The sequence below is a fragment of the Mesorhizobium sp. WSM4813 genome (assembly GCF_055811555.1).
In genome coordinates this window covers 144,176-170,234 of sequence record NZ_JBVVQU010000005.1, presented here as the reverse complement: position 1 = coordinate 170,234, position 26,059 = coordinate 144,176, and the positions used below count along the sequence as shown (strand labels likewise).

General features: G+C 63.8%; 23 protein-coding genes. 14 read left to right on the top strand and 9 right to left on the bottom strand.

Going from position 1 to position 26,059, the window contains the following annotated elements; translation table 11 throughout:
* The 6 genes from AC0L25_RS04670 to AC0L25_RS04645 all read left to right on the top strand — a co-directional run.
* On the top strand, positions 1-1,381 hold a 1,381-nt coding region (locus AC0L25_RS04670; protein ID WP_473594392.1), incomplete at its 5' end, for a hypothetical protein.
* 165 nt (positions 1,382-1,546) lie between these two features.
* Entirely contained in the window at positions 1,547-2,851 is a 1,305-nt protein-coding gene (locus AC0L25_RS04665) for an ABC transporter substrate-binding protein (protein ID WP_473594391.1), read from the top strand.
* A 213-nt stretch (positions 2,852-3,064) separates the two neighbouring features.
* Positions 3,065-3,946 carry a branched-chain amino acid ABC transporter permease gene (locus tag AC0L25_RS04660; RefSeq protein WP_473594405.1) on the top strand — a complete coding sequence of 294 codons (882 nt, stop codon included), beginning with the start codon at positions 3,065-3,067 and terminating at the stop codon, positions 3,944-3,946.
* Positions 3,943-4,905, top strand: coding sequence for a branched-chain amino acid ABC transporter permease (locus tag AC0L25_RS04655; protein ID WP_473594390.1), 963 nt, complete (start codon positions 3,943-3,945; stop codon positions 4,903-4,905). Before AC0L25_RS04660 ends, AC0L25_RS04655 begins: the two co-directional genes overlap by 4 nt.
* Positions 4,902-5,627, top strand: coding sequence for an ABC transporter ATP-binding protein (locus tag AC0L25_RS04650; RefSeq protein ID WP_473594389.1), 726 nt, complete (start codon positions 4,902-4,904; stop codon positions 5,625-5,627). Before AC0L25_RS04655 ends, AC0L25_RS04650 begins: the two co-directional genes overlap by 4 nt.
* Positions 5,624-6,343, top strand: a complete 720-nt coding sequence (locus AC0L25_RS04645; RefSeq protein ID WP_473594388.1) for an ABC transporter ATP-binding protein — start codon at positions 5,624-5,626, stop codon at positions 6,341-6,343. The genes AC0L25_RS04650 and AC0L25_RS04645 overlap by 4 nt, the downstream gene beginning before the upstream one ends.
* Here the strand turns inward: AC0L25_RS04645 and AC0L25_RS04640 are convergent, their stop codons facing one another.
* Positions 6,344-7,738 carry a sodium:proton antiporter gene (locus tag AC0L25_RS04640; RefSeq protein WP_473594387.1) on the bottom strand — a complete coding sequence of 465 codons (1,395 nt, stop codon included), beginning with the start codon at positions 7,736-7,738 and terminating at the stop codon, positions 6,344-6,346.
* 78 nt (positions 7,739-7,816) lie between these two features.
* Positions 7,817-8,416, bottom strand: a complete 600-nt coding sequence (pncA, locus tag AC0L25_RS04635; protein ID WP_473594386.1) for a bifunctional nicotinamidase/pyrazinamidase — start codon at positions 8,414-8,416, stop codon at positions 7,817-7,819.
* 331 nt (positions 8,417-8,747) lie between these two features.
* Between pncA and AC0L25_RS04630 the strand changes: the two genes are divergently transcribed.
* From AC0L25_RS04630 to AC0L25_RS04605, 6 genes are read left to right on the top strand one after another with little or no spacing between them, the layout of a single operon-like run.
* Complete coding sequence (locus AC0L25_RS04630; RefSeq protein ID WP_473594385.1) at positions 8,748-9,605, top strand: FAD binding domain-containing protein; 858 nt, start codon at positions 8,748-8,750, stop codon at positions 9,603-9,605.
* A gap of 59 nt (positions 9,606-9,664) precedes the next feature.
* Complete coding sequence (locus AC0L25_RS04625; protein WP_473594404.1) at positions 9,665-12,439, top strand: molybdopterin-dependent oxidoreductase; 2,775 nt, start codon at positions 9,665-9,667, stop codon at positions 12,437-12,439.
* A complete protein-coding gene (locus tag AC0L25_RS04620; RefSeq protein ID WP_473594384.1) occupies positions 12,436-13,977 on the top strand; it encodes a 6-hydroxynicotinate reductase in 1,542 nt (513 codons plus the stop codon). The genes AC0L25_RS04625 and AC0L25_RS04620 overlap by 4 nt, the downstream gene beginning before the upstream one ends.
* Complete coding sequence (locus tag AC0L25_RS04615; RefSeq protein ID WP_473594383.1) at positions 13,977-14,858, top strand: UPF0280 family protein; 882 nt, start codon at positions 13,977-13,979, stop codon at positions 14,856-14,858. Before AC0L25_RS04620 ends, AC0L25_RS04615 begins: the two co-directional genes overlap by 1 nt.
* Complete coding sequence (locus tag AC0L25_RS04610) at positions 14,851-15,435, top strand: amino acid synthesis family protein (RefSeq protein ID WP_473594382.1); 585 nt, start codon at positions 14,851-14,853, stop codon at positions 15,433-15,435. Before AC0L25_RS04615 ends, AC0L25_RS04610 begins: the two co-directional genes overlap by 8 nt.
* On the top strand, positions 15,417-15,893 hold the full coding sequence (locus tag AC0L25_RS04605) for a MarR family winged helix-turn-helix transcriptional regulator (RefSeq protein WP_473594381.1): 477 nt from the start codon (positions 15,417-15,419) through the stop codon (positions 15,891-15,893). Before AC0L25_RS04610 ends, AC0L25_RS04605 begins: the two co-directional genes overlap by 19 nt.
* Before the next feature lie 92 nt (positions 15,894-15,985).
* Here the strand turns inward: AC0L25_RS04605 and AC0L25_RS04600 are convergent, their stop codons facing one another.
* From AC0L25_RS04600 to AC0L25_RS04590, 3 genes are read right to left on the bottom strand one after another with little or no spacing between them, the layout of a single operon-like run.
* Positions 15,986-16,954: a substrate-binding domain-containing protein gene (locus AC0L25_RS04600; RefSeq protein ID WP_473594380.1), complete on the bottom strand. Its 969-nt coding sequence runs from the start codon at positions 16,952-16,954 to the stop codon at positions 15,986-15,988.
* Positions 16,951-18,279: an ABC transporter permease gene (locus AC0L25_RS04595; RefSeq protein ID WP_473594379.1), complete on the bottom strand. Its 1,329-nt coding sequence runs from the start codon at positions 18,277-18,279 to the stop codon at positions 16,951-16,953. Before AC0L25_RS04595 ends, AC0L25_RS04600 begins: the two co-directional genes overlap by 4 nt.
* On the bottom strand, positions 18,276-19,862 hold the full coding sequence (locus AC0L25_RS04590) for a sugar ABC transporter ATP-binding protein (RefSeq protein ID WP_473594378.1): 1,587 nt from the start codon (positions 19,860-19,862) through the stop codon (positions 18,276-18,278). The genes AC0L25_RS04595 and AC0L25_RS04590 overlap by 4 nt, the downstream gene beginning before the upstream one ends.
* Before the next feature lie 219 nt (positions 19,863-20,081).
* Here AC0L25_RS04590 and AC0L25_RS04585 point away from each other — a divergent pair, with 219 nt between their 5' ends.
* Complete coding sequence (locus AC0L25_RS04585) at positions 20,082-21,113, top strand: LacI family DNA-binding transcriptional regulator (protein WP_473594377.1); 1,032 nt, start codon at positions 20,082-20,084, stop codon at positions 21,111-21,113.
* 28 nt (positions 21,114-21,141) lie between these two features.
* Here the strand turns inward: AC0L25_RS04585 and AC0L25_RS04580 are convergent, their stop codons facing one another.
* The 3 genes from AC0L25_RS04580 to AC0L25_RS04570 all read right to left on the bottom strand — a co-directional run bounded on the left by AC0L25_RS04580 (position 21,142) and on the right by AC0L25_RS04570 (position 24,757).
* Positions 21,142-22,143, bottom strand: coding sequence for an LLM class flavin-dependent oxidoreductase (locus AC0L25_RS04580; RefSeq protein ID WP_473594376.1), 1,002 nt, complete (start codon positions 22,141-22,143; stop codon positions 21,142-21,144).
* 157 nt (positions 22,144-22,300) lie between these two features.
* Positions 22,301-23,470, bottom strand: coding sequence for an AI-2E family transporter (locus AC0L25_RS04575; protein WP_473594375.1), 1,170 nt, complete (start codon positions 23,468-23,470; stop codon positions 22,301-22,303).
* A gap of 225 nt (positions 23,471-23,695) precedes the next feature.
* Complete coding sequence (locus tag AC0L25_RS04570) at positions 23,696-24,757, bottom strand: LLM class flavin-dependent oxidoreductase (RefSeq protein ID WP_473594403.1); 1,062 nt, start codon at positions 24,755-24,757, stop codon at positions 23,696-23,698.
* 230 nt (positions 24,758-24,987) lie between these two features.
* On the opposite strand from AC0L25_RS04570, the gene AC0L25_RS04565 reads away from it, so the two are divergent.
* Complete coding sequence (locus AC0L25_RS04565) at positions 24,988-25,416, top strand: DUF6481 family protein (RefSeq protein ID WP_473594374.1); 429 nt, start codon at positions 24,988-24,990, stop codon at positions 25,414-25,416.
* Positions 25,417-25,606: 190 nt separating this feature from the next.
* On the opposite strand, the gene sugE is transcribed toward AC0L25_RS04565, so the two are convergent.
* Positions 25,607-25,921 carry a quaternary ammonium compound efflux SMR transporter SugE gene (sugE, locus tag AC0L25_RS04560; RefSeq protein ID WP_292395823.1) on the bottom strand — a complete coding sequence of 105 codons (315 nt, stop codon included), beginning with the start codon at positions 25,919-25,921 and terminating at the stop codon, positions 25,607-25,609.
* Positions 25,922-26,059: the final 138 nt, after the last annotated feature.

The following is a 26,059-nucleotide window of genomic DNA, read 5'->3' as shown; positions in this document are numbered from 1 at the left end:
ACCCACCCCCGCCTTCGCCCATGCCTCCGATCGCGGCCACGTCCTGCTTCTGTCCACCGGCTACTACGTCGCCGGCGGTGCGCTCGCGGTCGCCGCCAGTTTCCTTATCCTGGCACTGGTGCCCTCAGACTTTCCTGACCGCTTCTGGCGGCGGCGCCTGCCGCTTTTCGCATTCGGCGACGGCGCACGGGCAATCGCCAGCCTGATATCCTTTGCCGGCTTTGCAATTCTTATTGCGGCCGGCTTGTTCGGCAGCCGCGATCCGCTTTCCAACCCGCTGCCCCTGGCCATCTGGACGCTGCTCTGGGTCGGGCTGGTTTTGCTGCAGGGGCTGCTCGGCGATCTCTGGTCATGGCTGAACCCCTGGTACGGGCCTTGGCATGTCGTTTCCAGCCTGTTCGGCAAGCGGCAGACATGGCGCCCGCCTCCGTGGCTCGGCTGCTGGCCGGCCGTCGTGCTGTTCTTCGCCTTCGCCTGGTTCGAGCTGATCGACCCGGCGCCCGACGACCCGGGGCGGCTCGCCTGGGCTGCCGGCCTCTATTGGCTGCTGAGTTTTGCCGCCATGCTGATGTTCGGCTACCGCGACTGGAGCCGGCGCGGTGAGTTCCTGACCGTCTTCCTTGCCATGGTGGCGCGCTTCGCCCTCCTTGAGCGCAATGAAGACAAGCGCAATGAAGGTGGGCGCAATGAAGGCGGTCGACTCAGTCTGTGCTGGCCGGGCGCCAAGCTCAGCGATGCCGCGCCGCTGTCGCTCAGCGGCATTGTTTTCCTGCTGCTTGCGCTGTCGTCGGTCTCCTTCGACGGCCTGTCGAAAACCTTCTTTTGGCTCGGCCTGTTCGGCCTCAATCCACTGGAATTTCCGGGCCGCACGGCGGTGGTCGGCATCGGCAGTCTCGGGCTAGTGCTGATGTTCATTCTGCTCGCGGCCGCGTTCATCTTTGCAATTGTCCTTGGCCAGCGTCTTGCCGGCAGCCCGCATTCTCTCGGTCGAGCCGCAGGGCTGCTGGTCTGGTCGATCGTGCCGATCGCGCTCGCCTACCATGTCGCGCACTATCTGACCGCGCTGCTTGTCGACGGCCAATACGCCATGGCTGCGCTTTCCGACCCGTTCGCGCTGGGCTGGAACCTGTTCGGCACCGCCGGCATGCAGATCGAAGCCGGCGTCGCCGCCGGCGCCGGCTCGGCATGGTGGCTGTGGAATCTCCAGGCCGGCGACATCATCATAGGCCACATGCTCGCCGTGCTCGTTGCCCATGGCCTCGCCCGGCGATTGCACCCGGTTCCCGCTCGCGCCGCGCTCAGCCAATTTCCGCTCACCGTGCTGATGATCGCCTATACGGTCTTCGGCCTGTGGCTGCTTGCCACGCCGGCGGCCGGATGAGACAAAAGCCCGGCTCGATGGCGTCGATTGATCCCTGGGAAAGCTCGCTTGCCACATCAGGGCTTTGATGATTTAGTTTGTACACATGCAATTTCGGCGCTCTTACCGGAGTGGCCGGCCTCGCTACAGCCATTGGTCAAAACTCAAAAAACAAGGGGAACTGCCGTGACTGACAAGAATGGGTTTTTCGATCTCTCCAAAACCGGTCTCACCCGCCGCACGGCGCTCAAGGGGTTGGCCGCAGGCGCCGGTCTCGCCGTCGCGCCTGGGTTCGTGCGCTACAGCCAGGCGCAAAGCTCGGCGCCGATAAAGATCGGCTTCCAGTGCCATCGCACCGGCATTGGCGCTGCCTATGGCCGCTGGTACGAGAGGACTACCGCCGCCGCGGTCAAGGCGATCAACGAAGCCGGCGGCATCAATGGCCGGCCGGTCGAGGTGATCATCGAGGATGACGGTACCGATCCCGGCCGTGGCGCCGAAGTGGTCGGCAAATTCGCCACCCAGCACAAGACCGACATCGTCTACGGCACGCTGTTTTCGCATGTCGTCATCGGCTCGGCGCCGGCCGCCGGCGAGGCCAAGATGCCCTATTTTGTCGTCAGCGAGGGCCACCACGTCGCCTCGACCAAGCTCAACCGCTACGTCTTCCAGCCCGGCATCACCGACGTGAAGAGCCAGATCCAGGCGATGGCGCCGTGGATCGCGGCGAATGCCGGCAAGAAGGTGACGCAGATCTTCCCCGATTTCGCCTTCGGCTACGATCATCGCGACTACCTACCGCCGGCACTGAAGGCGCAAGGCGCCGAGGTCATCGCCCAGATCGCCATCCCGCCGACGGAATCGTCCTTCACCAAATATTTTCCGCAGATCCCGGCCGAAACCGAAGTGATCTACCACGTCATGGTCGGCCCGGCGGTGCTCACTTTCGTCAAGGAACTCGGCGAATTCTACGGCTCCAACCGACCGCAGCTGTTCGGCTTCATCGATTCGCTCGAAGCCACCGACATCAACAGTCCCGGCCTCGAATTCCTCGACGGCAGCCATTTCTGGGAAGGCTCGCCGCGCTACGCGCAATCAGATGATTCCGCCGCGCAGAAAGCCTATCGCGCCGCCGTCGGCATCGACGACAATGGCGCTGCCGTCGGCGATCCGAAGGATGTCTCCACCGCCGCGCATATGTTCGGCTGCTGGGAAACGCTCTACGTCGTCAAGAAGGCGATGGAGGATGCCGGCTACAAGGGGCCGGAAGACCGCGCCAAGCTGGTCGAGGCGACCGAGGCCTTGACCGAGTTCGCCGAAGGTCCCGAGCATCCGCAGGGGCCGAAGACCTTCAACGGCAAGATCCACCAGTGTTTTGGTATCCAGAACATCTCCAAGGTCGAAGGCGGCCGGCTGAATGTCGTCCACAAAACCAAGATCGAGGACGGCCTATACGAGCCGGAAGGCGATTACACGACCCAGCCGCTTTAGGCTCGGCTTAGCAGCAAGCGTGAGCGCCAAGCCGCCCCCCTCTGTCCTGCCGGACATCTCCCCCTCAAGGGGGGAGATTGGCTGTCACGAATGCTTTCGCCAATTGCCAAGGCCGGTGAATGGCCGCCTTCGTACGAACTGCCAATCTCCCCCCTTGAGGGGGAGATGGCCGGCAGGCCAGAGGGGGGTGCACCTGGCACCTGCCAGCGCATAATGGCCTTCGGACCTCATCTTCTCCTCGCCGCCCTCGAAGGCCTCGTCACCTCCGCCGTGCTGGCCCTGACGGCGCTTGGCCTGTCGCTGGTGTTCGGCGTCATGCGCGTCGTCAATGTCGCCCATGGCGAGTTCTTCATGCTGGGCGCGGTGCTTGCCTGGGCGATTTCCACGGCGATATCAGGCCATCCGGCGCTCGGCTTCCTGACTGCTCTGATGCTGGCGCCGCTGATCGTTGGGCTGATCGCGCTCGTCTCCGAACGGCTGGTGCTGCGCCGGCTGAATTACAATCCGGAAGCCACCATCGTCGCCACCATCGGCATGCTCTACATCATCCAGCAACTGGCGCTGACTTTCTACGGCCCGGAGGCACGGCCGGTTGAAGCGCCCTTCAGCTACCGCATCCTTTTGCCGTGGTTCGGCTACTCCGGCTACAAGCTGTCGATCATCGCCGCGTCCGCGCTTTTGCTCGTTGCGACGTGGTTCGTGCTGACCCGCACAAAAATCGGCCTTGTCATGCGCGCCACGCAATATGACAGCGAGACGGCGCAGGCCTTCGGCATCCCGGTCGACCGCGTCTACGCCGGGGTCTTCGCGCTCGGTGCCATGCTGGCGGCGGTGGCCGCGGTGCTGATCGTGCCGATCAGTCAGGCGCATTATCTGATGGGGCAGGACCCGCTGCTGCTGTCCTTCATCGTCGTCATCATCGGCGGGCTCGGCTCGCTGCGCGGCACCGTCGTCGCCGCCGTGCTCATCGGCCTGTCGGATGGCATCATCTCGGTGTTCTTCTCGCCGACGCTCGCCAAGATCATCGCCACGCTGCTGGTTGCCATGGTGCTGGTGTTCCGGCCGCAAGGCCTGTTCGGATCGGCGTCGCGATGAAGGAGGCTTCACCGGCAAAAGCCTATGCGTCGCATCTGGGCGTCATCGCGCTGCTTTTCGCCCTAAGCTTCGTCCTGCCGGAATATCACCACGGGCTGCTCGCCCGCATCATGGTGCTGGCGGTTTTCGCCATGGGCTACAACATGCTGTTCGGCTATGTCGGGCTGCTCAGCCTCGGTCATGCCATGTTCTTTTCGGCTGGGCTCTATGGCGCAGGCCTTGCCGTCATCCATCTCGGCTGGAGCGTGCCGGCCGCCTTCGCCGCCGGCCTTGCCTGCGGCGCGCTTCTCGCGCTGGTGATCGGTCTGCTGGCGCTGCGTACTTCCGGCGTCGCCTTCATGATCGTCACCATGATGTTCGCGCAGGTGTTCTATCTCATAATCCTCTATTTCGCGGCCTGGACCGGCGGCGATCAGGGCCTGGTCGTGCCGCAGTCGGCGCGTGTGCTTGTTTTGGGCGACACGTCGCTCGGCCTTACCAACTCGACCGTGCGCTACATGAGCGCGCTGGTCCTGTTCTCGATCGTGCTGCTGGTAGCGCTCGTTATCGTCCGCTCCAGGTATGGCCGTGTGCTGGTCGCCATTCGCGAAAACGAGGAGCGGACCAAGATGCTCGGCTACGACATTTTTTCCAACAAGCTCGCCGCGGTCGTCCTCTCCGGCACGATCTGCGCGGCTTCGGGCGCCGCCTACGCGCTGCTGTTCGGTTATGTCGGCTCGACCTTCGCCTCGGTGCAATATTCCATCCTGCCGCTGCTCTGGGTGCTGCTCGGCGGTGCTGCCACCACGCTCGGTCCGCTGATCGGCACGCTGTTCATGTACTATGTCGTCGACATCACCAGCGGCTACACCTCGGCCTATCTGCTGATCGTCGGCATCGCCCTCATCCTGCTGGTGCTGTTCTTTCCCAAGGGCATTCTCGGCACCGTCCGCCAGCGCTGGCTCGGATGGCTGCCATGATGCCGCTGCTGACGACCAAGGGCCTGTCCCGCAATTTCGGCGGCCTGCGCGCCGTCGACGGTGTCGACTTCGCGCTGATGCCGGGCGAGATCCGCGCCGTCATCGGCCCTAACGGCGCCGGCAAGACCACCTTCGTCAGCCTGGTCAGCGGCCGCATCCAGCCATCGTCGGGCATGATCGTCTTCGACGGCGCCGACATCACCAACCTGCCGGCCTACGCCAGAGTCCGCCTTGGCATTGCCTACACCTTCCAGATCACCAGCGTCTTTGCCAACCTCACCGCTTACGACAACGTTGCGCTGCCGGTGCAGCGCACGCTGACCGATGGCCGCTCGAAAGGCGCCGTGTATGCCGGCGCCATGGCGGCGCTTGAGCGCACCGGCCTTGCCGACCGCGCCCATATGCCGGCCGGTCAACTGTCCTATGGCCATCAGCGGCTGCTCGAGGTGGCGATGGGGCTGGCGCTGAAGCCGCGCCTGCTGATCCTCGACGAGCCGACGCAGGGGCTGGCCGACAGCGAGATCGACAATTTCATCGGGCTGGTGCGCGAGATCGCCAAAAGCGCCACCGTGCTTCTGATCGAGCACAACATGCCGGTGGTCATGCAGCTCGCCGACCGCATCACCGTCTTCAACGCCGGCAAGATCCTGGCCGAAGGCACGCCCGAGCAGGTCCGCGCCAATGCCGAGGTGCAGGACGCCTACCTGGGGACGGCCCCATGACTGAACCACGGTCTGAAGCTCTGACCATCTCCGGGCTCGACTGCTTCTATGGCGAGGTCCAGGTGCTCTACGGCCTCGACCTCATGCTGAACAAGGGCGAGGTGCTTTGCCTGTTCGGCCGCAACGGCGCCGGCAAGACGACGACGCTGAAGGCGATCATGGGCCTCGTTCCCTCACGCGCCGGCTCGATCAGGCTCGACGGCAAGGAGTTGACCGGCCTGCCGGCGCATGACGTGCCGAAGGCCGGCGTCGCCTATGTGCCGCAGGGCCGGCGGCTGTTCGCCGAGATGACGGTGGCGGAAAACATCGAGATCGGCCTGATAGCCCGCGGCAAGGGCAAGGCGACGCGCGAAAAAGTGCTCGACCTCTTCCCATTGCTGCGCCAGCGGCTGAGACAACGCTCCGGCACGCTATCGGGCGGCGAGCAGCAGATGCTGGCCATGGCGCGGGCCCTGTGTCTCGAACCGCAGGTGCTTCTGCTCGACGAGCCGACCGAAGGGCTGATGCCGTCGATGATCGCCAGGATCCGTGAGACGGTGTCGAAGCTGCGCGATCTTGGCGTCTCGACGATCCTGGTCGAGCAGCGGGTCGATGCGGTGCTGTCCGTCGCCGACCGGGTCTCGTTCATCGAGAACGGTCGCAACCGCGAGACCGTCGATGTCGAGGAGCTCCGCGCCGATCCGTCGGCGGTCCGCCGCTATGTCGGCGTGGGTTGATCAGCCAAAGAACAGAAAACCCGCGATCAGGAATATCGGGATCAGCACCGCGCCCGACCATGCCATGTAGCCGAAGAAGCCCGGCATCTTGACGCCGCGATGTCTGGCAATGGCGTACACCATGAAGTTCGGCGCATTGCCGATATAGGTGTTGGCGCCCATGAACACCGCCCCGGTCGAGATCGCCGCCAACGTCGAAGCGAAGGTGGTCATCAGATGCTGCGGATCGCCGCCGGCGAGCTCGAAGAACACCAGATAGGTCGGCGCATTGTCGAGGAAGGATGACAGCGCTCCGGTCATCCAGAAATAAGCGAGGTCGTTTGGCTCGCCAGTCGGCGAAGTAACAAGCGAGACCAGCGGCGCCAGCGCCCCGTCGGGGCCGGCCCTGAGAATGGCGATGACCGGCACGATGCAGATGAAGATGCCGGCAAACAGTTTCGCCACTTCGGCGATCGGCTCCCAGTGGAAGTTGTTCGCCTGCCGGTGGCTCTTGGGCGAGACGCCGAGGGAAAGGAAGGCAAGCGCCAGGATGACGGCGTCGCGCACGAGGTTCTGCAATTCAAGGCTCACGCCCTGCACGGAGAAAGCCACGCCCGGCTTCCAGGTCGCGGAAAGCAGGATCGCGCCGATCACTCCGGCCAGCAGCGGGAGGTTGGGCAGGCCTTGGATGCGCACCTTCGTATCCGGTGTCGGATCCTTGATCTTCGGCGCGCCTGCCTCGCGGCGATGCAGGACTATGTCCATAGCCAAGAAGGCGGCCAGCACCAGGCCGCCGACGAACAGTGTCTCCTGATAGAGGTTGGTGGTGGTCCAGAAGAAATCGACGCCGCGCAGGAAGCCGACGAACAGCGGCGGATCGCCGAGCGGCGTCAGCGAGCCGCCGATGTTGGACACCAGGAAAATGAAGAAGATGACGACATGGGCGTTGAAAGGCCGGTTGTCGTTGGCGCGCAGGATCGGCCGGATCAGGATCATCGAGGCGCCGGTCGTGCCGATGACCGAGGCGAGCATCGCCCCGATCAGCAGCAGTCCGGCATTCACCAGCGGCGTGCCATGGATGTTGCCGGCAACGAGGATGCCGCCCGAAATGGTGAACAGCGCAAACAGAAGAATGATGAACGACATGTATTCGGTGAGCAGGGCATGCAGCACCGCCTCCGTGGCCGAAGGCATGCCGAAGGCCACCGCCAGCGGCACGACCGCAAGGGCCGCCCAGAAGAAGGTGATCTTGCCGTAGTGATGCTCCCAGACATGGTGGAAAAGCAATGGCCCGGTGGCGATCGACAGAAGCAGGCCGGCAAAGGGCAGCGCCCACCACAGCGACATTGTTTCGCCCGGCAGTTCGTGGGCCTCGGCTGCAAGCGCCATTCCCGGAGACAAGGTTGCGACTGCCATCACAGCGCCCGCCGTCAAAGCCGCCGCAAACCGCATAATGCCCCCCTCTGGAATTGTGTCGAATGCGATTGGTGATGTTCAAGCCAGCGTCACGCCGGCATCGCGCATTCGGTTCAGCATCGTCTCGACGGAGCCATTGAGATCGATGCCGCGGCAGGCGTCGAGCCGCACCGTCGTCTTGAAACCCTGCTTGATCGCATCGAGCGCCGAAAAGGCGACACAGAAATCGGTCGCAAGACCAACCAGGGTCAGCGTGTCGATGCCGCGCTCCCTGAGATGGCCGGCAAGACCGGTCGGCGTCGTGTGGTCGTTCTCGAAGAAGGCCGAATAGCTGTCGATCTCCGGGCGGAAGCCCTTGCGGATCACCAGTTCGGCCTTGGTCCAGGCAAGGCCCGAATGGAAATCCGAACCCAGGCTGCCCTGGATGCAGTGGTCGGGCCACAGCGTCTGCTTGCCATAAGGCATGTCGATGGTCTCGAACGGCTGCTTGCCGGGATGACTGGAGGCAAAGCTCGAATGGCCGGCGGGATGCCAGTCCTGCGTCAGCACGACATGTTCGGTCCGCCGGATCAGGTCATTGACCAGCGGCACGATCTCGTCGCCGCCGGCCACCGGCAGCGCGCCGCCCGGGCAGAAATCGTTCTGCAGGTCGATGATGACAAGCGCTTCGTCGACCATGGAGCCTCCCTCTTGTTTGTCCCGGAGGCATGACCCGAACCGGAAGTCCGCCAAAACGTGGAATCCGGTGTTCGAACCCAGGCTCCACCGAAAAATGCCGCTAACGCGACCGGATGCAGAAACTTGACCAGATGGCCGGCTGCGTCAACCTCCAACGGCATAACAAATGCGTACCGTCGCGCCGATACGGGCGCCGACGCAAAACTCTGGCTTTGACAATTCCTGCCGGCTTGATATCATTTGCATACGAATGAATTTGACCGGTTTCGGATACCGGAAGAATCCGTCGGGAGTCCATTTCGGGAAGGCCCATTTTTTTGGGAAGGCAAGCGTGATCCGTTACGCGAAACCCACCACGGTCGACGAGGCGCTCGCTTTGCTTGGCGAGGCTCCGTGGCGCATCCTCGCCGGCGGCACCGATTTCTACCCGGCACAAGGAGCCAAGCCTTTCCGCGAAAATGTCCTCGACATAAACGGTCTGGCAACGCTGCGCGGCATTGACGAAACCGAGGACCATTGGCTCCTCGGCGCGCGCACGACCTGGACCGATCTTGTCCGTCATCCGCTGCCGGCGGCTTTCGATGCGCTGAAGCAGGCGGCGCGGGAAGTCGGCTCCGTGCAGATCCAGAACGTCGCCTCTGTCGCCGGCAATCTCTGTAATGCCTCGCCGGCCGCCGACGGCGTGCCGGCGCTGCTCGTTCTCGACGCCGAGGTCGAACTGCGCTCGATTGAGGCGACCCGCCATCTGCCGCTGCAAAAGTTCATCCTGGGAAACCGCCGCACGGAACTGCAGCCGGGTGAAATGGTCACCGCCATCCACGTTCCGAAAAACGCGGCCACCGGCATGTCGGCTTTTGTGAAGCTTGGCGCGCGCCGCTATCTCGTCATTTCCATCGCCATGGCGGCGGCCCGCTTGACCATTGAGGATGGCGTAGTCAGCAACGCCGCCGTCGCCGTCGGCTCCTGTTCGGCGGTCGCCAGGCGTCTCTCCGGTGTCGAAGCAGCTTTGCGCGGCCTCCCGGTCAACGACACTCTCGCCGCTGCGATTCAGTCAGCACCGATGGACGAGCTTTCGCCGATCGATGATGTGCGCGGCAGCGCCGAATACCGGCTGGACGCCGCGCGCGAGATTGTCGCCCGCGCCGTGCTCGGTGCCGCGGGTCACGCGCCAACGGAAAGGGTGGCATGAGCAAAGCTCAGACTGACATGACCGAAGCTCAGCCTGGCATGAGCAGGGCTCAGCCTAGCATGAGCATGGCTCAGCCCGGCATTAGCATGGAACGCGTCGACATCGCCTTCGAGGTCAACGGCATCGCCGTTTCTGTCTGCGTGCCGCCGGTTCGCCGTCTCTCTTCGGTGCTGCGCGACGAATTGCACCTGACCGGCACCAAGGTCGGCTGCGACGCCGGCGACTGCGGCGCTTGCACGGTGCTTGTCGATGGCGAACCGGTCTGCGCCTGCCTCATGTCAGCGGCTTCTGCCGCCGGCACCGTGGTGACCACGGTCGAGGGGCTCGCCAACGGCAGATTGTCGGCGCTGCAGGCCTCCTTCCTCGACCATGGCGCGGCGCAATGCGGCATCTGCACGCCCGGCCTGCTAATCGCGGCGACAGCTCTTCTGGACAGCAATCCCAATCCAACCGAGGCTGAAACACAGGATGCACTGGGCGGCGTCCTCTGCCGCTGCACCGGCTATCGAAAGATCATCGCGGCGGTGCTGGATGCTTCGCGGCATGCCGATGACCTCGATTTCCGTTTGCCTCGATCCGGCCACGCCGTCGGTTCCTCTCCGATCAGGCTCGACGGCCTGCCGAAAGTTACCGGCGGCGAAAAATTCGGCGGCGATTCCTTTCCGGCCGATGCACTGGCGGTGCTGGTGGTTCGCTCGCCGCATTATCACGTCCGCTTCGCCTTCGGCGATCTCGACGCCTGGGTGAAAGTCCATCCCGGCATCGTCGGCGTCTTCACCGCCGCTGACATTCCGGGAAAGAACTGCTTCGGCGTCATTGCGCCTTTTGCCGACCAGCCGGCGCTGGCTGAAAATTTTTCGCGCTTTCGTGGCGAGGCGGTGGCGCTGGTTGCCGGCGAGCGCGAGGCCATCCTCGATCTCGATCTTACGGATTTTCCTGTTCGTTGGACCGAGTTGCCGCATGTCCTGCAGTCTTGCGAGGCACAGGCCGGCGGCGTGCAGCTGATCCACGAGAACCGACCGGCAAACCTGCTCACATCAGGCTTTGTCGAGCGCGGTGACCCGGAGGCCGCCCTTGCCGGCGCTGCCTTCATCGTTTCGGGCGCCATCGACACGTCCTATGTCGAGCACGCTTACATCGAGCCTGAGGCCGGCTATGCCTATATGGACGACGGCACGCTCGTCGTCGTCGCCTGCACGCAGGCGCCCTACATGGACCGCGACGACGTGGCCAAGGTGCTTGGCCTTGCTGTCGACAAGGTGCGTATCGTGCCGACCGCCACCGGCGGCGGCTTCGGCTCCAAGCTTGACGTTTCGTTGCAGCCGCTGATCGGCCTGGTCGCGATGAAGACCGGGCGGCCGGCGGCACTCGCTTATACCCGTCATGAATCGATGATCTCGACCACCAAGCGTCATCCCGCCGAAATGAAGGCGACGATCGGCGCCGATGCCGATGGCCGCGTCACCGGCATGGTCTTCGCAGGCGATTTCAACACCGGCGCCTATGCGAGTTGGGGACCGACCGTCGCCAACCGCGTGCCGGTGCATGCCTCCGGTCCCTATGCGACGCCGAATTATCGGGCCGAGGGCCGCGCCATCCATACAAATGGCCCGATCTCCGGCGCCTTCCGCGGTTTCGGCGTGCCGCAGGCGACGATCATGCAGGAGACGCTCTATGACGAGCTGGCCGAAAAACTTGGGCTGGATCGGCTCGATTTTCGAGCGAAAAACTGTCTTCGTAACGGCTCCGAAACGGTTACTGGCCAGCGGTTGGAGGCGGGTGTCGGCATCGCCGAGTGCCTTGAAGCGTTGCGGCCGCATTGGACGCGCGCGCTTGCCGATGCCGATACATTCAATAGCGCCCATGTCAGCAGGAAACGCGGCGTCGGTGTCGCCTCCTGCTGGTATGGCTGCGGCAACACCTCGCTGCCCAATCCGTCGACCATCAGGGTCGGTATCTCCGCCTCTGGCGATGTCGTCCTGCATCAGGGTGCGGTCGATATCGGGCAAGGCTCGAACACGGTCATCACCCAGATCTGCGCCGATGCGCTTGGCTTGCCGCTCGAAAAATTCACACTGAAAAGCGCGGACACGGCGATCACACCGGATGCCGGCAAGACGTCCGCCTCGCGCCAGACCTTCGTGACCGGCAAGGCCGCCGAAAAGGCTGGCCGCGCCTTGCGCGAGACCATGCTGCGCTTCGCCAATGTGTCGGAGAAGGCGGCGATCGCTCTCGATGGCACAAGCCTGATCATCCGCGAGGGCGAAGCGACACGGCATATCGATTTGTCCACGCTGAAGGCCGATGCCGACGGCTTGGTCTTTCGTGCCGAGGAAAGCTATGACCCGCCGACCCTACCGCTCGACGCCAAGGGCCAGGGCAAGCCCTATGCCGTTTATGGCTACGGCGCGCAGATCGCCGAACTGGAGGTCGACCTCAAGCTCGGCACGGTCAAGCTGATCAAGATCACCGCCGCACATGATGTCGGCAAGGCGATCAATCCGCTGCTCGCCGAAGGCCAGATCGAGGGCGGCATCGCGCAAGGCATCGGCATGGCGCTGATGGAGGAGTACATCCCCGGCCGCACCGAGAACCTGCATGACTATTTGATCCCGACCATCGGTGACGTGCCGCCGATCGAGACCATCCTGATCGAAGTTCCGGATCCGGAAGGACCCTTTGGCGCCAAGGGCCTGGGCGAACATGTGCTGATCCCGACGGCTCCCGCGATCCTCAATGCCATCCGCCATGCCACCGGCGTCCTGGTCACCAAAATTCCGGCGACACCGACCCGCATCCGCGCCGCGATCCGGGAGAAGGAGGCGCGCCGATGAGCGAGCTTGCCGAACGCTTCGAGACGCATGATCCCGGCGAGAAGCAGGTGGCGGAGAAGATCCGCTGCGATGCCTGCCCGGTCATGTGCTACATAGCAGATGGCCGCACCGGCGCCTGTGATCGCTACGGCAATGTCGGCGGCAGGATCGTGCGGATGGATCCGCTGACCATCCTCGACCATGCGACCGAGACCGGTGGCGCGGTTGTTCCTTTCATCGCTGAAGGCGAGGCCTGGGACGGCGAACTGGTCAACACCGGCCGCCGCTTCGTCACCGCGATCGGCGCCGGCACCACCTATCCCGACTACAAGCCGGCGCCGTTCATCGTCAGCCAGGAGGTCGAAGGCGTCGATCTCGTCACCGTCGTCACCGAGGGCATCTTCTCCTACTGCGGCGTCAAGGTGAAGATCGATACCGACCGTCATATCGGCCCCGAAACGGCGACGGTCCGCGCGGCGGGCGAGGCGATCGGCCATGTCACCACAGGCGAATATGGTTCGCAGATGCTGTCGCTGGGCGGCGTGCATCATCTGACCGGCGGTTCCAAAGCTGAAGGCCGCGCCACCTGCGATGCGCTGCTCAATCTGTGCAACCGCAAGCCGGTCGAACTCACCATCGACGGCGGTGCTGCGGTCATCGTCGAAGCCGGCAAGCCGCCGGTCATCGACGGCAAGGTCGAACATCGCATGCGTGTCGGCTGCGGCTCGGCCACCATCGGCATGTTCGCCACCCAATGGCGCGGCCTGGTCGACGAGGTGGTGGTGGTCGACGACCACATCACCGGCGTCGTCTCCGAGCATCAGGCAGGCAAGGTGCTCGGCTGGCAGGACACGGGGATAAAAATCATCGGCCGCCGTTCGACGCCGGGCCGCTATTTCAAGGTGTCCGAGCCCGGCCTCGGCTGGGGCGGCACCAGCATTTCCGACCCGCTGTCGATTCTTGGCGAATGGAACGCGAAGAAAGGCGCGCGTCCCGGCCTGTCGCTGCTGATGGTCTCGACCACCGGCGAGCAGTTCGCTTACTACGAGCTCGACGACGCGTTGAAGCCGGTCCAGAAACCGTTCCCGGAGCGACTGCAGAAATCCGTCGGGCTGATCGAGGAAAATTGCGAGCCGGCGCTGTGCACCGTGCTGTTCGTCGGCGGTGCCGGCGGTTCGCTGCGCGCTGGCGTCACCGAGAACCCGGTCAATCTGACCCGCTCGGTGCAGGGCCTGACGACTTATGTCACCGTTGGCGGCGCGCCGGTCTATGTCTGGCCGGGCGGCGGCATCACGCTGATGGTCGATGTCACCCGCGTGCCGGAAGGCGCCTTCGGCTATGTGCCGACGCCGGCGCTGGTGGCGCCGATCGAGTTCACCCTGCGCCGCGACGACTATGTCAGGCTCGGTGGCTACGAAGCCGAGATCCGCAGCGTCGAGGATATTCTAGCCAAGGGCGGTGAGTACCTCAATCCGCGCCGCGGCACGGGCGCGCCGGCCAGTAATCCGTGGCCGCCGCTGGCGCAGTTGCGGCGTGCAGCGGGCAACGGGGACGGGTGATGAACGGGCCGCAGGTACATTGGCTTGAGGACGGCAGGCGGCTGCATCTCAATCATGGCCCGATCGACCTGATCATCGAGGCATTTGGCGATGCGGACGAATGCCGCGCCGCCTATGGCCAGGCGGTGGCGCGGTTTCAAACAGTCCTGCAGGAGCTCGTCGACGAACTGCCGGAACTGCGCCGCCCGTCCTCGTCGCGACCACGTGCTTTCGCTGGCCCGACGGCGCGACGTATGGAAGCAGCGATTGTTCCGCTGGCGAAACAATTCATCACGCCGATGGCTGCGGTCGCCGGTTCGGTAGCCGACGAAATGCTCGGCGCGCTGCTGGCCGGGCGCCGGCTCGATCGCGCCTACGTCAACAATGGCGGCGACAGCGCGATCCATCTCGGCAACGGCCGGTCCATGACCGTCGCCATTGCCGGGACGGGCCACGGACTGGCAGACCGGATCACCATCCGCGCCGAAGACGGGATCCGCGGCGCCGCGACAAGCGGCTGGCGCGGCCGTTCCTTTTCGCTCGGTATCGCCGACGCCGTCACGGTGCTGGCGCGGACGGGTGCTGAAGCCGATGCCGCCGCGACCCTGATCGCCAACGCCGTTGACCTGCCCGGTCATCCTGCCATCGAGCGCATGCCGGCGCGCGATCTGGCGCCGGACAGCGATCTTGGCGATCGTCTGGTCACCCAAGCCGTCGGTGTGCTTTCATCAGGCGAAATAGCCGCCGCGCTCGACAGCGGGCTCGCCGTCGCCGAAGATTTTCGACGACACGGCCTGATTGCCGCTTCAGCGCTGTTCCTTGCCGGTCAGGCACGGATCGCCGGTCCCATGGCGCTCATTGCGTCCAACGAGAAATCAAGGAAGGAAATTGCCCATGCCTGAGTTTGCGATCCGCAAGGTTGCGGTGCTGACCGAAGAGATATTTCACGAGGGCGGGCCGGTGGCGAAAGTGCCGCGCCGCCGCGCCGCCGCCCTGGCGGTGGTGAAGAACCCGTTCGCTGGCCACTACGTGGAAGACCTCCAGAGCGCCATGGACGACCTGAAGCCGCTCGGGCTGCTGCTCTCCGACAAGCTCATTGCCGCATTGGGCGGCGACGTGAAACAGATCGACGGCTACGGCAAGGGCGCCATCGTCGGTATCGCCGGCGAGCTGGAGCATGGCGCGCTGTGGCATGTGCCTGGCGGCTATGCCATGCGCGAGCGGCTCGGCGATGCCAAGGCGATCGTACCATCGGCAAAGAAGGTCGGCGTCTTCGGCGCGCGGCTCGACGTGCCGCTCGGGCACATCAACGCCGCCTATGTGCGCAGCCATTTCGATGCCATGGAGGTCGGCATCAGCGACGGGCCTCGTCCCGACGAAATCCTGTTCTGCCTCGCCATGACCTGCGGCCCGCGCGTGCACGACCGCATGGGCGGCCTCGCGGCAAAAGACATCAAGGCATGGGACGGGCTGCGGTGAGCGCCGAAGAGGTCAAGCTCAAGCTGGTCGAGGCCGAGGAGCCCGACGAAAACGATTACCGCTTGCAGGAGCAGGTCGGCTTCATCCTGCGCAAGGCGCACCAGCGTCATGTCTCGATCTTCGCCGCCCACATTGCCGACCTGACACCGCCGCAATTCGCCGCCCTGGCCAAATTGCACGATGTCGGCGAGACCTCGCAGAACCAGCTTGGCAGCCTGATCGCCATGGACGCGGCGACCGTGAAAGGTGTCATTGACCGGCTCAAGGCGCGCGGCCTGGTCGAGCTTTCCAAGCATGAGGTCGACAAAAGGCGCCTGCTGGTCAATCTGACCGCTGAAGGACGCAATGCCGTCGAGCGGCTGATCCCGATCGCCCGCGAGATCACCGAGGAAACGCTGGCGCCGCTTTCGGCCAAGGAGGCCGCGATTTTCATGAGGCTTTTGGCCAAGCTGGCGTGAGCGCGGCCTTGGTCAGCGCTGGCCCTCACCTGCCTGCCGGCATCCTCTCCCCGTAGAACGGGGAGAGGGGCGCCGTCATCGACGACTTCGTCTCAGAGCCCATTCTCCTTCAGGATCTGGGCGGCATTTTCCTTGGTGATCTTCTGCGTCGGCAGCGTGATGGTCTTTTCGACCTTCTCGCCGTTCAGAAACTTGATCGCCTGCCGCAGCCCTTCGGCACCAGGCGTCACATAGGTGAACGTCGCCGTCAGCTCACCATTGGCAACAAGCTGCACGCCTTCATTGGGCAGGCCGTCGATGCCGATGAACTTGATGTCCTTTTCGCGCCCGACATCCTTGGCGGCAAGATAGGCGCCGTAGGCCATCGGGTCGTTGTGACCATAGACGAGGTCGATCTTCTCGTTGTTGCGCAGTGCCGTGGCCATGATGTTGTAGGCCTGGTCCTGTTTCCAGTCGCCCGACTGCTGGTCGAGCAAATATTTGATGCCCGGCTCCTTGTCAGTGAATTCATGGAAGCCGTCATGGCGGTCATGTGCCGGCTGGGTGCCCATGCCGCCCCAGATCTCGACGACATTGCCTGATGCCTTGCCCTTGCCGCCGAGCAGCTCGACGGCGTATTCACCGGCAGCCCGGCCGATCAGCTTGTTGTCGCCGCCGACGAACTGCGTGTAGTCCTTGGTCTCGACGTTGCGGTCGAGCACGAAGACCGGGATCTTGGCGTCGATCGCCTGCTGCACGACGCCGGTCAACCCAGCGGATTCCTTCGGTGACACCAAGAGCGCATCGACTTCCTGACGGATCAGGTTCTCGACATCGGCGACCTGCTTTTCCGTCTTGTCCTCGCCGTCGGTGACGATCAGCTCGACTTCCGGATGCTTGGCGGCTTCGGCCAGGATGTCCTTGTTGAACTGCGCGCGCCAGGGCTCGATGGTCGTCACCTGCGAGAAGCCGATCTTCCACTTCTTGTCCTGCGCGTAGGCATTGCCGCTGGTCAAAAGCGCGGTCGTGGTCAGCAGTGCCGCGGTGACAGCGGCGAGCTTCAGCAATTCACGTCGTTTCATTTCTTGTTTCCTCCAAGATTTAGAGACGGGGTCTCTTTTGACGGCCGCTTTGCTGCGGTCGTTTCCTTGTGCGCCTGCCCGCCCCAGAGAGGCGCAAATACCAGGCGCAGATAGAAGAGAAGATCAACGGCATTGCGCTCTTGCACGAGCACGGTGCCGATGATGATCATCCCTTTCAGCACGAGCTGAAGGTTCGAATTGATATTGTGCAATTGCAGGATGTTCGAGAGCAGTCCGAAGATCAGTACGCCGCAGAATGTGCCGATGAGGCTGCCGCGCCCGCCCATCAGGCTGGTGCCGCCAATGACCACGGCGGCGATGGCATCGAGCTCCAGCCCGGCGCCGGCATCCGGCTTGCCTTGCCTGTATTGCGCGACATAGAGCACCGCCGCCACGCCGGCCAGCAGACCGGACATGGCGTACGTGGCGATCTTGACGCGGCCGGCGGCGATGCCGGACAGCCGTGCCGCCTCTTCGTTGCCACCGATGGCGTAGACATAGCGGCCGAACGGGGTGAAGCGCAGCACCGCGCCGTAGATCAGGATCGCTCCAAGGAAGAACAGGCCCGGCATCGGGATCACGCCGAAGACCAGCGAGCGCAGCATTTCGAAATCGGCGGTGGCGTTCGACCCGGTGTAGACCGGCAGCACCGCATTGTTCTGGCCGGCGGTCAGCCGGGCGATGCCGAGCGCCGTCACCATCATCGCCAGCGTGACGATGAAGGGTTGCAGCCGCCCGGCAACGATGATGAAGCCGTTGAGCGCGCCGAACAGCAGGCCGACGCAAGGCGCTACCAGCAACACGCCGATCACGCCGAACTTTGAGCCAACCTGCGGCAGCAGGAACCACAGCACGAGACTGCACAGGATCACCCCGACTATGCCGGGCGTGACCAGTCCACGAAAGCTATCCAGCCTGATGCTGTGCGTGGCCTGCGGACCGGCGCGGGATTTTTCGATGTTCAGGAAGAGGAAGCGGGTGACCAGAATGCCGAGGCAAAGGGCGACTACGGCAACTGTCGGCACGCCCAGCACCACCGCCGGCGTGACGCCCGGCACCGTAAGCAGCATGGCGCAGACCACGGTGCAGATCGCCATCAGCGAGCCGACGGAAAGGTCGATGCCGCCGGTGATGATCACTGCCGTCATGCCGGTGGCGATCAGGCCGGTGGTCGACACCTGGCGCAGCACATCGAGCAGATTGCCGTAGGACAGGAAGATGTTGTTGCCCTTGGAGCTGATCGGCGAGCCCAGCACGCCGATCAGGAAGATGGCGATCAGGCCCCAATAGAGCTTCGTCCGGGACAGGATGTTCAAGATGCTCATGCCGCAGGCCTCGTCATCGTCCGGCGCGGCGCCGCAAGCCGCATGATGGCCTCCTCGCTGGCTTGCGCACGAGAAAGGATTCCCGTCTGGCGACCATCGGCCATGACCAGGATGCGATCGGAAAGATGCAGCAGCTCCGGCAATTCCGAGCTGATGACGGCGATGGCGAGGCCGTCTCGCGCCAGCTTGAAGATGAGATCGTAAATCTCGCGCTTCGCGCCGACATCGATGCCGCGTGTCGGCTCGTCCAGCAACAGCACCCGCGGCCGCGTTGCCAGCCATTTGCCGATGACGACCTTCTGCTGGTTGCCGCCGGACAGTGTGCCGGCCGGCTGCTCGATGGACCCGCAGCGAATGCCGAGCGCCTTGACCGCGTGCCGCGCCAGGCCTTGCTCGGCGGCCCGCGAGCGAAGGCCGAACCGCGCCAGCGCGCCGACCAGCGGCAGCGCGACATTGTCAGTGATCGAGGCCTGAAGATGCAGGCCTTGCGTCTTGCGGTCCTCGGTCACCAGGGCGATGCCGAGCCGGCGGGCGTCGCGCGGCGAACGGATTTCCACCGGCTCGCCGTCGAGCCGGATTTCGCCGCCGGCACGGCCGCCGCTGGAACCGAAGATGGTCTCCAGGATTTCGGTGCGTCCCGAGCCCAGCAGCCCGCCTATCCCCAAAATTTCCCCGGCAGCAAGATCGAAGCCGACGCCGTCGAGCGCGGTGCGCCAGCCGTGGCGGTCTGGTTTCGACAGCGATAGGCCGCTTACGGAGAGGACGACTTTGCCGCTGGGGCCACGCTCTTCCTGGGAAGAGGCAAGCAGGCTTCGCCCGACCATCGCCGAAATGATGGTGTTTTCGTCGAGCTTTGCCATCGCCTCGGTCAGCACGTGGCGTCCATCGCGAAACACGGTGACCCGGCTGGCCAGCTGCATGACCTCGTCGATGCGGTGCGAGATGTAGACGATCGCCACGCCGCTGTCGGCAAGCTGACGGATGATCCGGAACAGCCTTTGGCATTCGGCCGGCGAAAGCGCCGAAGTCGGCTCGTCCATGATCAAGATGCGCGCCGACATCGACAGTGCCTTGGCGATCTCGACCAGCTGCTGCTCGCCGACGCGCAGGCTGCCGACCCGCGCTTCCGGGTTGAGCTCGATGCCGAGCCTCTGCAGCAGCGCACCGGCGGCATGGCTGCTTGCCTTGCGGTCGACGATAAGTCCGGCGATCAGCTTCTCGCGCCCCAGGAAGATGTTATCGGCAAGGCTGAGTTCGGGGACGAGATTGAGTTCCTGGTGGATGATGGCGATGCCGGCGTGCTCGGCGTCACGTACGCCGGCGAAACGGATCGGATTGGCATCGACGTTTACCGTTCCGTCGTAGTCCGTATAGATGCCGGAGAGAATCTTCATCAGCGTCGACTTGCCGGCGCCGTTTTCCCCCATCAGCGCATGGACCTCGCCGCGCCGCAGCTCGAAGCCGACATCGACAAGTGCGGCGATGCCGCCAAACATCTTGGAGATGTGCTCGGCGCTCAGAACGACAGCCGGGCCGGCGGCAGCCGCAACATCTCCGAACGTGCTGGAATTGCCAGGCTCCATGACAAGAACGGCCTCCCTTCCGTCGTCGTCGAACGTCCCAAACGCTAATCTAAACGTTTCGATCATGTCAAGCCGGTATCTGACGAGGCGGGATTGATGCATTTCAATTCTTGCGCAATTCTGCGAGATTCCGTAGGTATTGCAGCCAGAGGGCGGTGAAACGTTTCGAAAATGATGGCGTCAGGGCGAAAAAAACAGCGAAAGTCCACGGCCCCGACCATGCTGCACGTGGCTGAAGCTGCGCGTGTTTCGGTCGCCACCGTCTCGGCGCTGATCAACGGCACCGCGACCGTCAGTCCCGAGCTCAGCCAGCGCATCGAACAGGCGATCCGCGACATCGGCTACAAGCGCAACGCGATCGCCCGCAGCCTGAAGATGGGCACGACCCGCACCATCGGGCTTACCGTTCCCCACATCACCAATCCGTTCTTCACCGATGTCGTTTCGGTCATCCAGCAGGCATTCGACCGCGCCGGCTACGCGGTCATGCTGTGCTGCACGGACGAGGATCTGAACACGCAGGACGACCAGATCAGGCTGCTGCTCGACCGGATGGTCGACGGACTGATCGTTGCGCGCGTTGGCGACGGCGGGATCCTGAAGAGAATTGTCGACGACGCCAATGTCCCGGTGGTGCTGCTCGACCGGGTTTGCGAAGGCGTCGATACCGACACCGTCGTTCTCGACAACCAGCGCGCAGTGTTCGACGCGATCACCTATCTAATCGATCTCGGCCACAGGCGGATCGGCTACATCTCCGGCTCGTTCGACATCTCGCCCATGCATGATCGCATGACAGGGTATCGCGAGGCACTCCAGGCTGCCGGCCTGCCGATCGAGAGCGAGCTTGTCCGGTTCGGCAATTTCCATGAAGTCGACGGCTACAACGCGACGATGCAGCTGCTTTCGCTGCACGACCGCCCGAGCGCGATCTTCTCGGCCAATAATCCGATGGTGATTGGCACCATGAAGGCAATCCGCGACATCGGGCTATCCTGCCCCGAGGATATTTCGGTTGCCTGCTTCGATGACTTTCCGTGGTCGGACGTGTTCCAGCCGCAACTGACCACGGTCGCGCAGCCGGTGCAAGCGCTCGGCGAGCAGGCGGCCAATCTGCTGCTCGACCGGCTCGCCGGAAACAGGGACGCGCCGCCGCGCAAGCTGACGCTCAAGGGACGGCTGATGATCCGCAATTCATGCCGGCCAGTGGGGGCGCCCTTGGGGGCGATCGCACAAAGCGTCAGCGCGTGACACGCCTTTAGCAGCCTCGAAAAGAACGTCAGGCCGCTTCCGACAGCGATTTGTGGACGTCGGCCAGGATATCGAACGATCGCACCCGCGCTGTGTGGTCGAAAATCTGCGCGGTGACCATCAGCTCGTCGGCGCCGGTGCGTTGCACGAACGCCTCGATGCCTTGCCTGACCGTTTCCGGAGCGCCGACGACGGCGCAGGACAGCGCCTGGCCAAGCATGGTTTTGGCCATCGGATCGAGGTCGCGCTCATATCCCTCGACCGGCGGCGGCAACCGGCCGGGCTGGCCGGTGCGCAGATTGACGAAGGCCTGCTGCAGCGAGGTGAACAGCAGCCGCGCCTCGGCGTCGGAGGGCGCCGCGAACACGTTGAGACCGAGCATGACATAAGGCTTGTCGAGCTGCTTTGACGGTTGGAAGCGCGAGCGGTAGATCTCTAGCGCGTGGTCGAGTTCGGCCGGTGCGAAATGCGAGGCGAAGGCGTAGGGCAGGCCGAGCATGGCTGCGAGCTGTGCGCCATAGAGGCTCGAGCCCAGGATCCAGATCGGCACCTGCTCCCCCTCGCCGGGCACAGCTCGGATACGCTGACCGTCTTCGGCCGGCTGGAAATAGCCCATCAGCTCGACGACATCCTGCGGAAAACTGTCGGCGCCGGCCTCGAGGTTGCGGCGCAGCGCGCGCGCCGTGCCCATGTCGGTGCCCGGCGCCCGGCCGAGGCCGAGGTCGATGCGGCCGGGATGCAATGCGTTAAGCGTGCCGAACTGCTCGGCGATGACCAGTGGCGAATGGTTGGGCAGCATGATGCCGCCGGCGCCGACGCGTATCGTCCTGGTGCCGCCTGCAACGTGGGCAATGACGACAGAGGTGGCGGCGCTGGCGATGCCCGGCATGTTGTGATGCTCGGCCAGCCAGTAGCGTTTGTATCCCAGCCGCTCGGCATGGCGGGCGAGATCGAGCGAATTGGCGAGTGATTGCGAAGCGTTGCTGCCGTCGACGATCGGCGACAGGTCGAGAACGGAAAGAGCGGTCATGGGTGGGGATCCTGTGGACGGGAGGGATGTAGGAAGCGACCGCCACAGCCACAAATTCAAAAAATTGAACAGACGCCGCGCGTCCAGGCAGGCGCAAAGGACGCTCTGGAATTTTGAATTCGAGGGGTCGCTTCCGGAACTTATCCAGGTTCTCGGATCATGCGCCCGCCGCCTTCTCGGTTTCTGAAGTCTCTTCGTCCTCAACCGCCGTATGCTGCGCCGCCAGGAAATTGCCGACATGGCTGAGCCCGTCGAAATGATCGCAGAACACCTTGATGACGACCAGCAGCGGTACCGCTATCAGTGCGCCGACAAAACCCCACAGCCAGGACCAGAAGGCAATGGCGATGAGGATTGCCACTGCATTGATCTCGAGGCGGCGGCCAACCACCGTCGGCGTCACGAACTGTCCTTCGATGATGACGCACAAAATGACGAAGGCTGGCGCCAGCAGCGCATAGGAGATCGTCTCGAAGCTGATCAGCGCGATCACGGTAACCAGCGTGATCGTAATCAGCGCACCGATATAGGGCAGGAAATTGAGCAGAGCCGCTGCCGCGCCCCAGACCTGCGCGTTGGGCAGGCCGAGTGCCCACAGGCCGAGCCCGATGACCACGCCGAGACATGTATTGATGACCGTGATAGTAAGCAGATAGTGCGAGATCTCACGTTCGACGTCATGGACGACGCGCAGCGCCCGCTTCTTTTCGCTGAGGCTGGAGAAGGACTGGACAATCTTCTCATAGAACATCGTGCCGGAGGCGAGCAGGAACAGCGACAGGACGAAGACGATGGTGATGCTGGTGCCGGCCGACAGCAGATTGCCGGCGGCCTGTGAGAGAAGGCCCGATGGCGCCATGGCCACCCTCTGAACGCCGGGCTCCTGCGAGGTCTGCGTCAGTCCCTCTATCTGACGCGAAATCTCCACGATCCTTTCGAACGGACGGCGCAGTTGCGCCAGACGTTCCGCAAGCTGCTGGCCGATCGACGAGGTGTTATTGATGAGGTCGATGACCGGGCCGCTGAGCAAATACCCTGCGACCGCGATGACGCAGAACGACAGCAGCACCAGCAATGTCGCCGATATGGGATCGGGCATGCCATGCTTGCGCAGGAAGCGGACAATCGGCGTCAGCGTCAGTGCCAGCAGGAAAGCCAGAATGACCGGCATAAAGAAGGCACGGGCGAAGTAGAGCGCGTAGATCGCCATAAGGATGAAGATGCCAACGAGCAGCGAACGCATCAGATGGGTATCCGCACGCGCCTTGGCGCGCGAATCCGGGCTATCGGCAGCGCCTGCGCCCGAAGCGGCGGGTTCGGCTTTCATTCTGGCCCTCGGCGGCACACCGCGATTGGCGTAGACCGTGGGCGGAAACGCCTTTGCGGCTTCAAAGTTCCGTTAGAGCGACGGGCGTCCACTTGGACGCACAAAGTGCGCTCTAACACTTTGAATCTACGCATCGTGCTTTCCGAAAATCGGTTCCGATTTTCGGGCCGATGCGGTAGCCGGCGTTGACGACGACCTTGGCCCTACTACGACCTGGCCGACGAATCAGGCGGCCGGCGCTGCCACGGCAGGGATGGCCTTCGCCGTTTCCTTGCGCACGGTCGGCGCCACCTTGGTGCCGTAAAGTTCGATCGCCTTCATGACCTTGGCATGCGCCATGGTGCCGATCGCCATTTGCAGCAGGAAGCGATCGTTGCCGAATATCCTGTGCTGGGCAACGATCTTTTCGGCGACCTGTTCGGGATTGCCGACGAACAGCGCGCCGTTCGGGCCGCGCGACTGGTCGAAATGTGCCCTCGACGTCGGACCCCAGCCACGCTCGCGGCCGATGCGGTTCATCACCTCGGCCTGCGGCCCATAAAAATCGTCAGCCGCCTGGTCGGCGGTCTCGGCGATGAAGCCGTGCACGTTGAGGCTGGTGGCGAGAACAGCCGGATCGTTGCCCGCCCGTTTGGCCGCTTCCCTGTAAATATCGAACAGCGGCGCGAACCGCGCCGGCTCGCCGCCGATGATGGCCAGCGCCAGCGGCAGGCCGAGCGCGCCGGCCCGCGCGGCGGATTGCGGCGTGCCGCCGATCGCGATCCAGATCGGCAATCGGTCCTGGAACGGGCGGGGATAGACGCCGCGATCGTTGATCGGAGCGCGCAGCCTGCCCGACCAGGTCACCTTGACGCTGTCGCGGATGGCAAGCAGCAGGTCGAGCTTTTCGGCAAAGAGCTCGTCATAGTCTTCGAGATTGTAGCCGAACAGCGGAAAGGATTCGATGAACGAGCCGCGCCCGGCCATGATCTCGGCCCGGCCGCCGGATAGAAGGTCGAGTGTCGCAAACTGCTGGAAGACGCGAACCGGATCGTCGGAGGATAGCACGGTGACCGCGCTGGTCAGCTTTATGCGCCGGGTGCGTTCGGCCGCCGCGGCCAGGGCCACGACCGGCGCTGAAGCCGCATAATCGGGAAGGTGATGCTCGCCCAGCCCAAACACGTCGAGGCCGACCTGGTCGGCCAGCTCGATCTCCTCGATCAGGTTGCGCAGCCGTTCATGCGCACCGATGGCACCAGAGCCTGGTTCAAGGCTGACGTCGGCGAAGGTGTAGAGACCGAGTTCCATCATGTGTCATCCCCGTGTTTTGGCTTTCGCGCTACAGGTAGCGACCGGTCCGCTGCGTCGCCAGAGGGCCGGATGGTGAACAGTGCATGTCCGTTTCAGCCGATTCAGCCGAAAAGGCGTCTCCCGACTGCAACAGCGCAGAATTTCATGGCTGGCATACCGTTTTGGCGCTTGAACTCTTGGTTTTCACGCGTATGTAAGCCTCGCAAATTGACTCCAGGGAAGTGGACTTGGCTATCTATAGGGAAAAAGACGTTTTCGAGCGGCGCAATGCCGCAAACGAGGCAAAGAAGGCGCTTCTCGAGCGCTTCAAGGCAAAGCCGGCAGCAGACGATCCAGCGGTGCTGGCACGACAGGCCGAACGCAAGGCAATCCTCGAAGCTCGTGCAATACGCGAGGCCGAAAAGGCCAGGCGGAAGCAGGAAAAGCTGGCGCGCGAAGCGGCCGAGAAGGCCGAGCGCGAAGCTGCTGCCGAAGCAGCGCGTATTGCGGCGGAAGAAGCGGCGCAGGCGGAAGCGAAGATCCGGGAAGCCGAAGAGAACGAGCGCATCGCTCGTCTGCTTGCCGACGAGGCCGAGCGCAAGGCCAAGCGCGACGCGCGCTATGCGGCGCGCAAGCAGCGCACCGGCAGGACGCCTCCGGGCTTTTCCGCTCGCTAGCGCTCCTACAGCGCGACTCACGAATCAAATTCAGGGCCGCCTTGCAGCGGCCCTGAAGGCGTTTGTGCTGCGGCCTTGCAGCAAAACTAATGCATGTCGCCCAAAAGTGCGCAGCGGTTTTGGGACGACGACATGCATAAAAACAAGAACTTAAAGCGCGTCGCGTGAATCCTTCAGACGCTACGCGCTTTTAGGCCGCGAGTTTCAATCCCATGATGCCGCAGACGATGAGTGCGATGCAGCCCAGCCTGATCGCGGTCGCAGGCTCGCCGAGCAGCCAGATACCAAGCAGCGCCGTGCCGACGGTGCCGATGCCGGTCCACACCGCATAGGCCGTGCCGACCGGCAGCGTCTTCAGCGCCAGTCCGAGTAAGGCGAGACTGACGACCATCGAGACAACCGTCAGGACCGTCGGCAGCGGCTTCGAAAAGCCATCAGTGTATTTGAGGCCGATCGCCCAGCCGATCTCGAACAGGCCAGCGAAGAAGAGAAGAATCCACGACATCGGAACGCTCCATTGGATTGCGGGTCGTCCCGGTCTTTCGGAAAAGCGCGAAGTCGTCTTCGCTGCATCGATATAGAAATTGCGGGTGCCCAATCAACAGCAGCGCCGGCGGCATTTCAGCACCAACCGCTGAATGTC

What these genes read in the sequence shown, in the direction of transcription:
- AC0L25_RS04660 (WP_473594405.1), top strand. Translation starts at nt 3,065, where the DNA reads ATGGCCTTCGGACCTCATCTTCTCCTCGCCGCCCTCGAAGGCCTCGTC.
- AC0L25_RS04575 (WP_473594375.1), bottom strand. Translation starts at nt 23,470, where the DNA reads ATGAAAGCCGAACCCGCCGCTTCGGGCGCAGGCGCTGCCGATAGCCCG.
- AC0L25_RS04615 (WP_473594383.1), top strand. Translation starts at nt 13,977, where the DNA reads ATGAACGGGCCGCAGGTACATTGGCTTGAGGACGGCAGGCGGCTGCAT.
- AC0L25_RS04585 (WP_473594377.1), top strand. Translation starts at nt 20,082, where the DNA reads ATGCTGCACGTGGCTGAAGCTGCGCGTGTTTCGGTCGCCACCGTCTCG.
- AC0L25_RS04580 (WP_473594376.1), bottom strand. Translation starts at nt 22,143, where the DNA reads ATGACCGCTCTTTCCGTTCTCGACCTGTCGCCGATCGTCGACGGCAGC.
- AC0L25_RS04645 (WP_473594388.1), top strand. Translation starts at nt 5,624, where the DNA reads ATGACTGAACCACGGTCTGAAGCTCTGACCATCTCCGGGCTCGACTGC.
- AC0L25_RS04610 (WP_473594382.1), top strand. Translation starts at nt 14,851, where the DNA reads ATGCCTGAGTTTGCGATCCGCAAGGTTGCGGTGCTGACCGAAGAGATA.
- AC0L25_RS04640 (WP_473594387.1), bottom strand. Translation starts at nt 7,738, where the DNA reads ATGGCAGTCGCAACCTTGTCTCCGGGAATGGCGCTTGCAGCCGAGGCC.
- AC0L25_RS04625 (WP_473594404.1), top strand. Translation starts at nt 9,665, where the DNA reads ATGAGCATGGCTCAGCCCGGCATTAGCATGGAACGCGTCGACATCGCC.
- pncA (WP_473594386.1), bottom strand. Translation starts at nt 8,416, where the DNA reads ATGGTCGACGAAGCGCTTGTCATCATCGACCTGCAGAACGATTTCTGC.
- AC0L25_RS04620 (WP_473594384.1), top strand. Translation starts at nt 12,436, where the DNA reads ATGAGCGAGCTTGCCGAACGCTTCGAGACGCATGATCCCGGCGAGAAG.
- AC0L25_RS04650 (WP_473594389.1), top strand. Translation starts at nt 4,902, where the DNA reads ATGATGCCGCTGCTGACGACCAAGGGCCTGTCCCGCAATTTCGGCGGC.
- AC0L25_RS04595 (WP_473594379.1), bottom strand. Translation starts at nt 18,279, where the DNA reads ATGAGCATCTTGAACATCCTGTCCCGGACGAAGCTCTATTGGGGCCTG.
- AC0L25_RS04655 (WP_473594390.1), top strand. Translation starts at nt 3,943, where the DNA reads ATGAAGGAGGCTTCACCGGCAAAAGCCTATGCGTCGCATCTGGGCGTC.
- AC0L25_RS04590 (WP_473594378.1), bottom strand. Translation starts at nt 19,862, where the DNA reads ATGGAGCCTGGCAATTCCAGCACGTTCGGAGATGTTGCGGCTGCCGCC.
- AC0L25_RS04600 (WP_473594380.1), bottom strand. Translation starts at nt 16,954, where the DNA reads ATGAAACGACGTGAATTGCTGAAGCTCGCCGCTGTCACCGCGGCACTG.
- AC0L25_RS04570 (WP_473594403.1), bottom strand. Translation starts at nt 24,757, where the DNA reads ATGGAACTCGGTCTCTACACCTTCGCCGACGTCAGCCTTGAACCAGGC.
- sugE (WP_292395823.1), bottom strand. Translation starts at nt 25,921, where the DNA reads ATGTCGTGGATTCTTCTCTTCTTCGCTGGCCTGTTCGAGATCGGCTGG.
- AC0L25_RS04605 (WP_473594381.1), top strand. Translation starts at nt 15,417, where the DNA reads ATGGGACGGGCTGCGGTGAGCGCCGAAGAGGTCAAGCTCAAGCTGGTC.